Origin of the sequence: Collimonas silvisoli, from assembly GCF_018305005.1 — a bacterium.
Taxonomy (GTDB): domain Bacteria; phylum Pseudomonadota; class Gammaproteobacteria; order Burkholderiales; family Burkholderiaceae_D; genus Collimonas; species Collimonas silvisoli.
On record NZ_JAGQEG010000058.1, the window covers coordinates 25599 to 38108 of the forward strand.

General features: G+C 55.8%; 12 protein-coding genes and 1 tRNA gene. 5 read left to right on the forward strand and 8 right to left on the reverse strand.

The window, feature by feature from the left end:
- Positions 1-2: 2 nt before the first annotated feature.
- Positions 3-3233: an efflux RND transporter permease subunit gene (locus KHU33_RS16115; RefSeq protein WP_230414315.1), complete on the reverse strand. Its 3231-nt coding sequence runs from the start codon at positions 3231-3233 to the stop codon at positions 3-5.
- 54 nt (positions 3234-3287) lie between these two features.
- Positions 3288-4499 carry an efflux RND transporter periplasmic adaptor subunit gene (locus KHU33_RS16120; RefSeq protein WP_211464722.1) on the reverse strand — a complete coding sequence of 404 codons (1212 nt, stop codon included), beginning with the start codon at positions 4497-4499 and terminating at the stop codon, positions 3288-3290.
- A 431-nt stretch (positions 4500-4930) separates the two neighbouring features.
- On the opposite strand from KHU33_RS16120, the gene KHU33_RS16125 reads away from it, so the two are divergent.
- On the forward strand, positions 4931-5554 hold the full coding sequence (locus KHU33_RS16125) for a TetR/AcrR family transcriptional regulator (RefSeq protein WP_211464723.1): 624 nt from the start codon (positions 4931-4933) through the stop codon (positions 5552-5554).
- A gap of 172 nt (positions 5555-5726) precedes the next feature.
- Positions 5727-5802, forward strand: a tRNA-Lys gene (locus KHU33_RS16130).
- A gap of 8 nt (positions 5803-5810) precedes the next feature.
- Here the strand turns inward: KHU33_RS16130 and KHU33_RS26890 are convergent.
- Entirely contained in the window at positions 5811-6098 is a 288-nt protein-coding gene (locus tag KHU33_RS26890) for a tyrosine-type recombinase/integrase (RefSeq protein WP_407928289.1), read from the reverse strand.
- Positions 6046-6327, reverse strand: coding sequence for a tyrosine-type recombinase/integrase (locus KHU33_RS26895; protein ID WP_211464725.1), 282 nt, complete (start codon positions 6325-6327; stop codon positions 6046-6048). Before KHU33_RS26895 ends, KHU33_RS26890 begins: the two co-directional genes overlap by 53 nt.
- A 139-nt stretch (positions 6328-6466) precedes the next feature.
- Here KHU33_RS26895 and KHU33_RS16145 point away from each other — a divergent pair, with 139 nt between their 5' ends.
- Positions 6467-7114 (forward strand): DUF5625 family protein, encoded by a 648-nt coding sequence (locus KHU33_RS16145; RefSeq protein WP_211464726.1) that lies wholly within the window; start codon positions 6467-6469, stop codon positions 7112-7114.
- 26 nt (positions 7115-7140) lie between these two features.
- Entirely contained in the window at positions 7141-8778 is a 1638-nt protein-coding gene (locus tag KHU33_RS16150) for a DUF6402 family protein (RefSeq protein WP_211464728.1), read from the forward strand.
- Between the two features lie 342 nt (positions 8779-9120).
- Here KHU33_RS16150 and KHU33_RS16155 read toward each other — a convergent pair whose 3' ends face one another.
- Both KHU33_RS16155 and KHU33_RS16160 read right to left on the reverse strand, forming a co-directional pair.
- Positions 9121-9414, reverse strand: coding sequence for a GYD domain-containing protein (locus tag KHU33_RS16155; protein WP_211464730.1), 294 nt, complete (start codon positions 9412-9414; stop codon positions 9121-9123).
- Positions 9415-9611: 197 nt separating this feature from the next.
- Positions 9612-9851: a hypothetical protein gene (locus KHU33_RS16160; RefSeq protein WP_211464732.1), complete on the reverse strand. Its 240-nt coding sequence runs from the start codon at positions 9849-9851 to the stop codon at positions 9612-9614.
- A gap of 284 nt (positions 9852-10135) precedes the next feature.
- On the opposite strand from KHU33_RS16160, the gene KHU33_RS16165 reads away from it, so the two are divergent.
- Positions 10136-11326, forward strand: coding sequence for an acyltransferase family protein (locus KHU33_RS16165; RefSeq protein WP_230414316.1), 1191 nt, complete (start codon positions 10136-10138; stop codon positions 11324-11326).
- 5 nt (positions 11327-11331) lie between these two features.
- Here the strand turns inward: KHU33_RS16165 and KHU33_RS16170 are convergent, their stop codons facing one another.
- Both KHU33_RS16170 and KHU33_RS16175 read right to left on the reverse strand, forming a co-directional pair.
- Positions 11332-11877, reverse strand: coding sequence for a GNAT family N-acetyltransferase (locus KHU33_RS16170; RefSeq protein ID WP_211464736.1), 546 nt, complete (start codon positions 11875-11877; stop codon positions 11332-11334).
- Between the two features lie 23 nt (positions 11878-11900).
- Positions 11901-12491, reverse strand: coding sequence for a helix-turn-helix domain-containing protein (locus KHU33_RS16175; RefSeq protein ID WP_211464738.1), 591 nt, complete (start codon positions 12489-12491; stop codon positions 11901-11903).
- Between the last annotated feature and the right edge of the window lie 19 nt (positions 12492-12510).

Sequence of the window (12510 nt, forward strand, 5' to 3'; positions counted from 1 at the left end):
GTTCAGATTCCTTCGATGGGCGCTGCTGCTGCAATCGCTGGCGCTGTCAGCGCTGGGCCGGCATGCTTGTCGGCATGCGGATCGGTTGGCAATTTCGCACTGGTAAAGCGCGACGCCAGAGTACGCAGCAGCACGTAAAAGATCGGTGTCAGGAACAGCCCGAAAGCGGTCACGCCGATCATGCCGGAGAACACCGCGACCCCCATGGCATGGCGCATTTCCGCACCCGCGCCGGTCGACAGGATCAGCGGGATGACGCCGGCGATGAAGGCGATCGAGGTCATCAGGATAGGGCGCAGGCGCAGGTGCGCAGCTTCGATCGCAGCGGCGTAGATGGAGCGCCCTTGCGCTTCCAGTTCATGCGCAAATTCGACAATCAGGATCGCGTTCTTGCACGCCAGCCCCACCAATACGATCAGGCTGATCTGGGTGAAAATGTTGTCGTCGCCATGGGTCAGCCAGACGCCGAAGATGGCCGACAAGATCCCCATCGGCACGATCAGCAGCACCGCCAGCGGCAAGGTCAGGCTTTCGTATTGCGCCGCCAGCACGAAGAACACCAGCAAGATCGACAGCGGCAGGATGATGAACAGCGTATCGCCGGCGATCTTGTCCTGGTAAGTGATTTCGGTCCATTCGTAGCTGATGCCGCGTGGCAGCGTCTCGGCCGCGATGCGTTCCACCGCAGCCTGGGCCTGGCCGGTACTGTAGCCGGGCGCCGGCCCGCCGTTGACGTCGGCAGAAGGGAAGGCGTTATAACGTATCGCCTGATCCGGGCCGTAGCTTTGCGTCATCTTCAGCAGCGACGACAGCGGCACCATCTCGCCGCGGTCGTTGCGCGCTTTCAGCAAGCCGATGTCCTCGGCATGGGCGCGGAACGGCGCATCCGCCTGGACCCGTACCTGGAAAGTGCGGCCGAACTTGTTGAAATCGTTCACGTACAGCGAGCCGAGATAGATTTGCAAGGTATCGAACACCGCCGGGATCGAAACTCCCAGCTGCTGGGCGCGAACCCGGTCGACATCGGCGTACAGCTGCGGCACGTTGATCTGGAAGCTGGAAAACATGCCAGCCAGTTCCGGCGCTTTTTGCGCTTTCGCCATGAAGGCCTGCAAGCCGTCGTTCAAGGCCTGGTTGCCGAGCGCGGCGCGGTCTTCGATCTGCAGCTTGAAGCCGCCGATGGTACCTAAGCCCTGCACTGGCGGCGGCGGGAACACGGCGATGAACGCGCCCTGGATCGCGGCGAATTTTTGGTTCAACTGCTGGGCAATGGCGATACCGCTCTGGTCGGCGCCACGGCGCTCGTTAAACGGTTTGAGCGTGGTGAACACGATGCCGGAGTTGGGGCTGTTGACGAAGCCGTTGATCGACAGGCCAGGGAAGGCTACCGCCGATTCCACCCCGGGTTGTTTCAGCGCGATTTCCGACATCTTGCGCATCACGTCTTCAGTGCGGTCCAGCGATGAGGCGTCAGGCAATTGCGCAAAACCCACCAGGTATTGCTTGTCCTGGGCCGGGATGAAGCCGTTCGGTACCGTATGAAACAGCAGCACGGTGACGCCGATCAATACCGCATACACGGCCAGCGCTGCCGACTTGCGTTTGAGGATGCCGGTGACGCCGCCGCTGTAAGAGTCCGAGGCGCGATGGAAGACCCGGTTGAACACCGCAAAGAAGCCGCCGAAGAAACGGTCGATCAGGCGCTGGAAAGCGTCCTTCTTGGCGCCGTGGCCCTTTAGCAGCAAAGCTGCCAGCGCTGGCGACAAGGTCAGCGAGTTGAATGCCGAGATCACGGTCGAAATCGCGATCGTCAGGGCGAACTGTTTAAAGAACTGGCCGGTCAGGCCGCTGACGAAGGCCAGTGGAATAAACACCGCGCACAAGGTCAAGGCAATCGCCACGATAGGCCCGGAAACTTCGCGCATGGCTTTGTAGGTGGCCTCTTTGGCGGACAGGCCGTTTTCGATATTGCGTTCGACGTTTTCCACCACCACGATGGCGTCATCGACCACGATCCCGATCGCCAGCACCAGCCCGAACAAGCTCAGGGCGTTGATCGAAAAACCCAGGCCCATCATCACTGCAAAGGTGCCGATCACCGATACCGGCACCGCCAGCAAAGGAATGATCGAAGCGCGCCAGGTTTGCAGGAAAATGATGACCACGATCACCACCAGCAGGATCGCTTCCAGCAGCGTGTGCACCACGGCTTCGATGGAGGAGCGGACGAACTGGGTCGGATCGTACACGATCTTGTAATCCACGCCTTCCGGCATGTCTTGCTTCAGCTCGGCCATGGTGCGGCGGACGTTGTCGGAAATTTCCAGCGCGTTGGAGCCGGGTGCCTGGAAGATCGGGATCGCAACCGCTTGCTTATTGTCGAGCAGCGAGCGCAGCGCATATTCGCTGGCGCCGAGTTCGATCCGCGCCACATCTTTCAGATAGGTCACCACGCCATCGGGCGAAGTGCGAATCACGATGTTGCCGAACTCTTCCTCATTGGCGAGCCGGCCGCGGGCATTCACCGAGATCTGATAGTTCACTCCCGGCACCGACGGCGAAGCGCCGATCACGCCGGCGGCGACATTGACGTTTTGCTGGCGGATGGCGTTAACCACATCGGTGGCGGCCAAGCCGCGTTCCGCCACCTTGCGCGGATCGAGCCAGACGCGCATCGAATAATCGCCGGAACCGAACAATTGCACCGAACCGATGCCGGGCAGGCGCGCCAGGCGGTCCTTGACGTTCAGCACCGCGTAGTTGCGCAGGTAGGCCATGTCGTAGCGGTCATTGGGCGACAGCAAGTGCACCACCATGGTCAGGTTAGGCGAACTCTTGACTGTCGTAACGCCGAGCCGCTGGACCACATCCGGCAATCTTGGCAACGCTTGGTTGACGCGGTTCTGCACCAGTTGCTGGGCCTGGTCCGGCGAAGTGCCCAGCTTGAAGGTGATGGTCAGCGTCATCAAGCCGTCGGAGGTGGCTTGCGAAGACATGTACAGCATGCCTTCGACGCCGTTGATTTGTTCCTCAATCGGCGTTGCCACCGTTTCCGCAATGGTTTGCGGATTGGCGCCCGGATACTGCGCCTTGACGATCACCGACGGCGGAATCACTTCCGGGTATTCGGAGATCGGCAGGCTGAGCATGGAAATCAGGCCGCCGATCAAGATGATCGCAGATAGCACGCCCGCAAAGATCGGGCGGTCGATAAAGAATTTTGAAATATTCATGGTGTTGGGCTCGGTTTGGCTTCGATGCGGTGGTGATGACCGTCGTTGCCTTTGTTATTTAGCGCTAGCCACCGTCACTGCAGCCTTGGCGGGAGCACTGTTTTCTCCCTCCATGCTTACCGTGACCGGTGTGACCAGGTCGTTCGGGCGTATCCGTTGCAAGCCGTTGACGACGATCCGCTCATCTTTCTTGAGGCCGGAACGAACCACCCGCAAGCCGTCGACGATAGGACCCAGCTTGACGGGGCGATAGATGACCTTGTTGTCAGCGCCCAGCACCATGACAAATTTCTTGTCCTGGTCGTTGCCGACAGCCTTGTCGTCGATCAGCACCGCGGTCTCTGCCGCCGAGCCGCCGGTGCGCACCCGGGCATACATGCCAGGGGTGAGGGCGCCGTTCGGATTGTCGAACACGGCGCGCACGCGCATGGTGCCGGAGGCGGTGTCAAGCCGGTTGTCGAAAGCCTTGATCTGGCCTTGATGCGGATAGCCGTCTTCGCTGGCCAAGCCGATAGAGACCGGCAGGCGGCTGACGCCGGAGTTGCCGACGGCGCCGTTGGCAGCGTAGCGGATGTAGGTTTGCTCATCGACTTCGAAGCTGACATACACCGGCGACACCGATACCACGGTGGTCAGGGCCGGTGAACTGACGCCGGCGCCGACCAGATTGCCGGTAGTGATTTCAGCGCGCGAGACGCGGCCGCTGACCGGCGCCGTGATCGACGTATATTGCAGATTCAGGCGTGCGCTCAAGACGGCTGCTTCAGCCGCCTTAAGGCCGGCGTCGGCTTCCAGCAAAGCATTGTTGCGTTGATCTAGTTCACGCTGGGCTACTGCATGTTCTTCAATCAGGCGGCTGGTGCGCGCCAGCTCGGTTTTTGCCAATGCCAGTCCGGCTTGGGCGCCAGCCTGGGTTGCGGTTGCACGCGCCAGCTCGGCTTGATAGGGGCGGGGATCGATGGTGAACAGCAGGTCGCCTTTTTTCACCAGTTGACCTTCCTGGAAGTGAATCGAGTCAATGGTGCCGGATACCCGCGGCCGGATTTCAACCCGTTCGATGGCTTCCACCCGCCCCGAAAAATCATCCCATTCGGTAACCGATTTTTCCAGGGCGGCGGCGACCGAGACCGATGCCGCAGGCGGCGGCGCGCTGACCGCTTTGGCCTGGCGGCTGGTCAGGGTGAAGGCGCCGGCGGCGGCGAGCACGAGGATGCCGACCGCAATCGCTATGGCTTTGCGAGAAAATAATGGTGTCGAAGTTTGCATGTGAGACCCCTGGATATATGTGTGAAAACGGGAATAGAGAACTGCGTATTCAGAAACAATCGCTTAGCGAAAAGCCGTCTGGATAAGGAGGTAGTCAGGCCTGGCGACCGACATTGGCGTTCTTGATTAGCTAGCATTGCCTTAAATCGTGATTAGCAATATATGACTGACTGCCTGTCAGCCGATAGCCGCTTACTGGACGCTTCTTGTCTGATCCTCCAAATGTGCCGATTTTTCCCTTATCTAAAAGCAAAAAACTGCGCCCGGAAATGTGCTCGGAAAGCGCCAGATTTAATTCTGTGAGAAACTAATGTTTCCATTCGGCCACATTCGGCGCCTCCAGAATTCATATTTAATAGCGATCACTATGAATTAGAGTATGACTCTAGCGGGCTTGTTTTGCGCTGTCAAGTGGTTTAATATCGATCACTATGGAAATGACACAAGACAAGCCGCGCAAGAAGGCTGGCCGTCCTTTATCGTTCGATAGAGAGCTTGCGCTGGAGCGCGCGATGTTGGTTTTTTGGCGCTACGGGTATGAGGCGACTTCGCTCAATGACCTCACCAGCGCCATGGGAATCACGCCACCGAGCCTGTACACGGCGTTCGGCGACAAGGAACGCCTGTTCCTGGAAGCGGTGGAATATTACCTGGCAAAGAAACCATGTTTTTTTGAGTCGATCGTGGCCGAGCCGCTGACGGCAAAGGAAAGCATCAGAAGCTACCTTGAAGTCATCGCCATTTCCCAAACCGATCCGAATCAGCCGCCCGGCTGCATGGTCGTCACCTCCGCCACTAATTGCACCGCTGCATCCGCGCATGTGCAGGAAGTGCTGGCGGACTACCGTGGGCAGATGGAGGCCGGTATCAAAAATCGTCTGGACCGTGGCGTCAGCGAAGGCGAACTGGCCGCCGATACCGACACCGCCGCGTTAGCCAGTTTCTTCGTGACGGTGATCCACGGCATGTCTACCCAGGCGCGCGACAAAGCCGGCCGCGAGAAATTGCTGGCGATCGGCGCGCAAGCGATGCGCGCCTGGCCTGATCCGCTTTGAACCTGCACGGCCAGCCGCAACAGCGTGGCTGACCTGGCGCTCAGTTCAACGATCCCCCTCAACCGCGGACACTCCGGAATGGCGCAAAACAACGGCCAATATCCAATCTGATAGAAATTCCCACGAAGAACTAGCAAAAAAAATAAACTGCAGCTATAATTCGTCCCCTGTTGGGGCGTTAGCTCAGCTGGTAGAGCAGCGGACTCTTAATCCGTAGGTCGAGTGTTCGAATCACTCACGCCCCACCAACAGAACATCAGTAAGCGCTAGTTGGCACAAGGGTTTCCGCGAGGAAGCCCTTTTTGCTTTGTGTGACCTGACTTGCGGTTTCAAGCACTCCCGCTAGTCCATGCAAACCTGCTGCGGACACGTGAGCATACTTCATTGTGCTGGCTATGTTCTTATGCCCCATCATCTTCTGGATACGAAGAAAAGCATCCACACCGGCATCTGCCAGGCGCGAGGCTGTAGAGTGCCTAAATGTGCATGTATTACAAATTCCTTCTCGGTATCCAGGCCCATCCTGGTACGTACCCAAGCCCACTCGTGATCTGCTGCGTCAACTGTGAGGAGCTAAATGGTGTTGCCGGCTCTGACCGTCTTTCAAACACTTCATGCACTCGGGAGGTCATCGGGACAGCCCTTGGATGGTCTGCCTTGTTCTCCCATATGGCCACAGTCCGCTGTTGCCGGTCAATGTCCATATCCCTGATGCGGAGGGCTTCACTAAGTCGCATCCCGGCATCTATCAACACAATTGTCAAGTCGGCCATATCTGCATGCCGGACCTGGTTGGCCAACACCCCTCATTCTGGGGCATGAACATAGTAACGGGGCATTAAAAATAATGTTGCAAAATAAGCCATTTCCTGTGACGATGGTTTTAGCGCAATTTTCCCGAGGGATTACGTCGTGAAGACGGACAGAACACTTGCATTGAAAATAAAACAGTGGCATCCAATAGTCATTTTGGTATTCGCCAGCCTGTGGATGCTGTTGTTTCCATTATGGGCAGATTGGGTAACCGCCGAGCCGTTGGATACGCCAATATCCTTTGCAACAAAAAATACGATTCACAAGGAAATTGAAGTACGTATTCCAGAAACCTATCGGCTGCATTTATTGTTTGGACGTGGCGATGTGCCACCTGAAGAAATGGAATTTATAGGGAGCACTGTATTTTCTATTCCAAATGTACCGGCCCCGTTACGGTGGTCCATCGTCAATAAAAAAACAGGAGTAACCGCCGCAGGGGGTGAGGTTGAATCGGAAGATTCCAGGGGAGTGAGCGGCGGATATGTTACTCGTACCGTTGCCCTAGTCAAAGCCCCACCCGGTCGATATATTTTCAATGCAGAAATCATTCGACCAGTTCCTGAGCTGGCTAAATATCAGGTTCACATTCAAATGGATTTTGGCGCAAAAAATACCGACACTTGGCAAGCTGGTTTTGCTGTTTGGTGGGGACAAATCATTTGGTACATATTGGCACCGCTGTTAATCGTCTATGCAATCGGCGCACTCATCTATATCCAACGAGCTAGATCATCCAAATTGTAAATATGACCCCGACAATCCAAATTCGCATGAACTTCGGAAAAGGAAGTTACGGCATGCCGCATACTTTTTTAGCCGTGACAGATCCCCATGGTCGATATACAGAATACGGTCTTGTACCTTTAAAAGGCATGTCCCCCATTGGCCCCGGAACCATCGCTAAGACAGGAATGGGGACAAGGGGGCGGACCGCAGAAGAAGCTAACCCACACCCACGCTATGCAGATGGCCTCATTCAACCGCTAACAGTCCAGCAATATAACGCTCTAGAGCGGGCGATTTTTTACTCCATTGATAATCCTCCGCCTTATTCAGTATATGGCGGCTCAGTATCCGGTGTGCAAGGCGAAAACTGTACGCAATGGGCTGTGCGCATGTGGCGCATGTCGGGCGCACCTGAGCAGTACGGAATTTCAAGGATGGAGAGCGTCGGGAATCCTTACTGGCAGTATGTTTTCCTCGAATACCACGGTGATGTTGACACCCTCAAAAAGATGCGCTATTACGCGCCTAATAAATTGCTGTGGCGCTGGTCGCCACAGGCCGATGGCTGCTTGAAACTGCCTATTCTAGCCGTATGCGTCGACATGCAAAAGTCCCCGCCGAAGCTCCGCAATCCACCCCTTGCAGAGAAAAAAGCGGCAGTCAAAAAGGTGCCTGTAGACAGCGCCGACCGCACCGTGGAAAGCATCGGAAAATTCATCAATTGGCTGCACACGCCTGCGCCGCCAAAACCGAAACTCGCACCCGCAGCTACCGCGCCACACACGAAAAATGAAAAATCGATAGAACCATTTGATTTGCAAGATATTCCCGATGTCATGGAAACATTCAAATCACCTATCGGCGCAAAATTATTGCGCAACTGGTTCGCTAATCAAAAGCATGGTGTGACATCGTTAGAAGAAAAGTACTCAATGCCGGGCAGTAAATTTTATCCAAAAGAATTGGTTGATGCCAAGACGATTACGTTAGATTGGATGATGAAATATTCGATTGCAGAAAAGGGGTTCGAGGCATTCCAGAAGCGTGCCTCTTGGGATAATCCAACCACCCATGCCGCACTCGGTGATGTGTTGTCGCGACTGCCCAGTAACGCTAAATGGATACACAAAAATCAATACACTGATGATCGTCAAGAAATGCATCGTGATTTGATGTTTTGTAGCTTGCGCATTGATTGGCCGATGCTGATGAAAAACGGAGATCTGCTTGACGAAGAAAATGACGGCAAAAATTCATTCCTGGACAACGACCTTGCTGCATCATTGGGCGGCTTTTCTCTTTACGCCGCCATCAATGAGGCGTGGGTATCGCGCACCGCCACAGAGAGAAAAATGCGGGTGGACAGCATCACCTTTTACATGATGAATCCCTACTCGTTTTATGATCATACCGGCACATCACAATATCTCGGCCACTGGAATAAAAAGAATGCGCACCTTGTACCGCATCCGCCCAAGGACGAAACAACTTCACACTGGGCCAATTTTCCTGTTTATACGGGCAATGACGTGTACGCAAAGAAAGTCGTCATGTATCCCATCTATAATCATCATTACCGCCAATGGCAGGAAAAACATAACCAAGGCGGTGATATGTTGTTATTTTCCGATTTCAAGACTATTAGCCTAAGCAGTCCAATGGAGATTTCTTGCCGGATATAATATCGTCAATGAAAATCTCCTTGCTCACTACCGGCAAACGGCAGTGAGTCAGTGAGGTTCGCCAGCGGTGTTCCAAGAACCACAGCCATTTCTATGTTGTTGTCCTTCAGGAATTGCCGAATCTGCGTGGGGTAAGCCGGTGACTGTGAGGCCTTGTCGCAGGACTCTTAATTCGTAGATCGTGCGTTCGAATCACTCACGCCCCACCAACAGATTCAAGGCTTCCCAAGCAATTGGGAAGCCTTTTCAATTTCAAGGGTGTGCATTTCTCTGCCGTCGCTCGCTGCATTATTGTCAGCTGCAGCTGCTCCCTGGCATCGAGGTGGATGCCCCGTCGATCCCTTACGGCATCTTGCTGAGAATCCCGGTCATCTCGTCCGTGGAAAATGCGCGCAGTGTCTGCGTCCGGACATTACCTGCCGCACCGAGCGACAATCCGAACGCGGTGAAGGTTGCGTCGTCGGGCGCTTCGAAGGTTACAACTAAATCGTGACTCCCCAGCGTCCAGTAAATGTCTTTCATTTCAATGCCACACTTCTTTGCCATTTCGCGAACAGCAGCAGCTCGCTTAGTGGTGTCTTTCACGGTGCGGATTCCCTGGTCCGTGAAATTCGTGAGAACGATGTAAGTTGCCATGATGACTCTCCTAGTCGGCTGGGATGACACTGCGCGTTGCCGAGGCGCGCAGAACAAGTTCTTTCGGCAATTGGCGCGCCATGCAAGATGGCGCTTGGCGCACGAGGCAAAAGGGCCAGTCTGGGAGCTAGGCAGCGCGGCAAATCGCCTAAAATCGTTTCAGAAGTGATACACCCAGCGCGGCTGAACTGTCGGCACTAAGGATTTTTACATCCCATCTCTATCATCGAAAGGGCTATTGCGCGCGCCTCTGCCTGTGCTATCTGTTCGTTCGGAAATACGCAGTCAAGCGCAACCCGTTGCGGCGGAAAAATGCCATTTCTATGGATGGGATTGCAAGAAGCATAAATGGCGAGTATCGCGACCCAGTCCTCGCGGTCAGGTAATTTAAATCCGGAATACTCGATTTCATATTTGCCAATTTTTTCGGATTTCATCGGCGCCTCCAACAGTTTTCCGGTCGTGTAAACAGTATAGGCAGCCGGTTACGGCGTGCTCGGCATTTTTTCTTGATCAGCGTATCGCCAGAAGAATCGACATGAGTAGACACGAGGATAAATTTAAACGTAGACTGTATTGTTTTTCGGCAATGATTCGTCGTGAGTGCGTCGACTGTGCGGGTTTATTCATGCATGAGTCGATTTTTTTTGCAGGCCCAAGTAGCCAGCCGCTCACAGGAATATCCACCAGCCGCCCAATTAGTCCTGCCTTCTACGACGCAATGCCAACAACCGTTCAACACAATACAAGCAAGCTGCAACGCAATAATGGTCTGGATACGCTGCGAGCGGCGGCGATCATGCTGGTGTTCATGTACCACTACATGGTGTTCGTCAGCGGCGAAGCAACGTTCGGCTGGGCCAGCACGGTTGGCTGGGTCGGGGTTGACCTGTTCTTTGTGTTGAGCGGTTATCTCATCAGTAATCAGATCTTTGCCCGCATCGTCCGTGGGCAGCCGCTTTCGCTCAAGAATTTCTACGCCAGAAGATTCTTGCGGACGCTGCCTAATTTCTACCTGGTGCTGGGACTTTATTTTCTGTTTCCGCTTGCGATGGGAGGGAACGCTCCGCCGCCGCTTTGGCGTTTTCTCACATTCACGCAGAACCTGTGGCTGCAGCCGGGAACCGCGTTTTCCCATGCCTGGTCGCTGTGCATAGAAGAACAGTTTTATCTTTTGCTTCCCGCCGTCGTCATCTTAGCCGCCAGGTATGGCAAATCGATCCGGCTGGCCTGGCTTGCCTTGGGGCTGTTGATGCTGGCCGGCATCGTGCTCCGCAGCGTATTGTGGCTGCAGTATGGTCGGCAAGCGGGCGGTGCGGTCGGCGGCTATTACCCGAATATCTACTACTCAAGCTTTTGCCGGTTCGATGAATTTTTGCCTGGCATCGCTGTCGCAATCCTGAAAAATTTTCACCGTGATGCCTGGCAAAGAATCGTTCGCCGCGGGCATCTGGCCTTGATTGCCGGCGGCCTGGCTGTGGGGTTGCTGTTCTGCACGATCGTCAATCAATACTATATCGAAGGTTATGGCTACGGATTCTTCATGACTGGATTCGGCTATTCGCTGATTGCCGTTGCCTTCGCTGTTTTGGTGGTCGCTGCGCTCAGTCCGTGCAGCTACCTGTATCGCTGGAGGATACCCGGCGCTGCCCAGCTGGCCGCATGGTCGTACGCCATCTACCTGGTGCATAAGCCGCTCGCCGTGATCGTGCATCGGCTGTTGAAAAGCAGCGGCCTCAACGCTGCGGCCGAAGTTGGCGTGATTGCCTTGGCCGGCATAGTCGGCGGCTACCTGCTTTATCGATTTGTCGAAACTCCCTTCATGCAGTTGCGGGATGCGCGTTATCCCAGCAACTTTGCAGACGCTGCTGCCGAGTCATCGCAAAGAGAGTTCCCGGTTTACATGAAATAGGTCGCTTAGACTGCTGCGCTGCTTCCTATGCGTTTGTAGAAGATGGTAGTTGCGCACAAGCGGCCATCCGGCCACAGCGCGTAGTCTGGAATGATCCCGGATACCTGCCACCCCAGCTGCTTGTATAGCTGTTCCGCCGGACTGCCGGTGACGGTATCGAGTACCAGCAAACTCTTGCCGGCACGCGCGGCGAAATCCTCTGCCGCCGTCACTAGCGCCGCTCCCAAACCAGCGCGCCGCGCCTTGCGGTGGACCAGCAGCTTTGCTACGTCCGCCCGATGCGGCTGATTCTCCGGCTGGCTCAGCACCACCTGTACCGTACCCAGAAACCCGCCTTGCCGGTCTTGGGCCACCAGCAGCAGGCGCTCGCCGGCGGCGACGCCGGCCGCAACGCCGCGCCAGAAATTGTCTGCCCGCGAGCGCGTGAGCGGATGCATGAAACTGACCGAGGCGCCGCCGTCGACGCAATCGATCAGGATGTCGCTCAAGGCGGCAATCGACGCTGCGTCCTCAAGCGCGCTTAGGCGATGGATTTGTATGTTTTCTTGCATGGTTGCTTCCTTATTGGCGCGCGCTATCCGTGCTGCTTGTCGGTGCAGATGATCACGGCGTAACGCGCAGGTTTGCGATGGGGGTTGTGAAAGGCGACGGGACTGTTTAACTGGAACGCCAGGCAGTCGCCGGCTTCAATCGCATATTGTGTTTTGCCGACGCTGACCTCCATCCGGCCTTCCAGGATCCATATCTGCTGATGCACAAGCGCCTCGCGTTCAGCCGTTTCGTAAGTCACTTTAGCGCCGGCCGGAAACAGCACTTCGACAATCCGCAGCGGCGATTGCGGGTCAGGCGGCGAGATATCGCGACGCAGGTATCCGGACTGCGGATCGCGCCATTCCGGCTGGTCGGCATGGCGCATGAGCGGCGCGGTTTGCGGCTGCGGATCTTCGAACAGGGCGGGCAGCATCACGCCAAGTCCGGTCGCCAGTTTTTCCAGGACCACCGCGGTGGCGTTGCTTTGCCCCCTCTCGATCAAGGAAATCATTGAGCGGCTGACGCTGCATTTGGTCGCCAGCGCATCTAGCGACAAGCCGCGTTCCTGGCGCAGAAAACTCACGCGGGCGGCAATGCGGGCATTGATGTCCATAAGGGGGGGGGGGGGGGGCATCCTCGATATCTAAAATAAT

Coding starts and splice junctions, on each gene's coding strand:
- KHU33_RS16115 (WP_230414315.1), bottom strand. CDS start 3,233: ATGAATATTTCAAAATTCTTTATCGACCGCCCGATCTTTGCGGGCGTG.
- KHU33_RS16175 (WP_211464738.1), bottom strand. CDS start 12,491: ATGCCCCCCCCCCCCCCCCTTATGGACATCAATGCCCGCATTGCCGCC.
- KHU33_RS16170 (WP_211464736.1), bottom strand. CDS start 11,877: ATGCAAGAAAACATACAAATCCATCGCCTAAGCGCGCTTGAGGACGCA.
- KHU33_RS16165 (WP_230414316.1), top strand. CDS start 10,136: ATGCCAACAACCGTTCAACACAATACAAGCAAGCTGCAACGCAATAAT.
- KHU33_RS16155 (WP_211464730.1), bottom strand. CDS start 9,414: ATGGCAACTTACATCGTTCTCACGAATTTCACGGACCAGGGAATCCGC.
- KHU33_RS16160 (WP_211464732.1), bottom strand. CDS start 9,851: ATGAAATCCGAAAAAATTGGCAAATATGAAATCGAGTATTCCGGATTT.
- KHU33_RS16120 (WP_211464722.1), bottom strand. CDS start 4,499: ATGCAAACTTCGACACCATTATTTTCTCGCAAAGCCATAGCGATTGCG.
- KHU33_RS16125 (WP_211464723.1), top strand. CDS start 4,931: ATGGAAATGACACAAGACAAGCCGCGCAAGAAGGCTGGCCGTCCTTTA.
- KHU33_RS16150 (WP_211464728.1), top strand. CDS start 7,141: ATGAACTTCGGAAAAGGAAGTTACGGCATGCCGCATACTTTTTTAGCC.
- KHU33_RS26895 (WP_211464725.1), bottom strand. CDS start 6,327: ATGGCCGACTTGACAATTGTGTTGATAGATGCCGGGATGCGACTTAGT.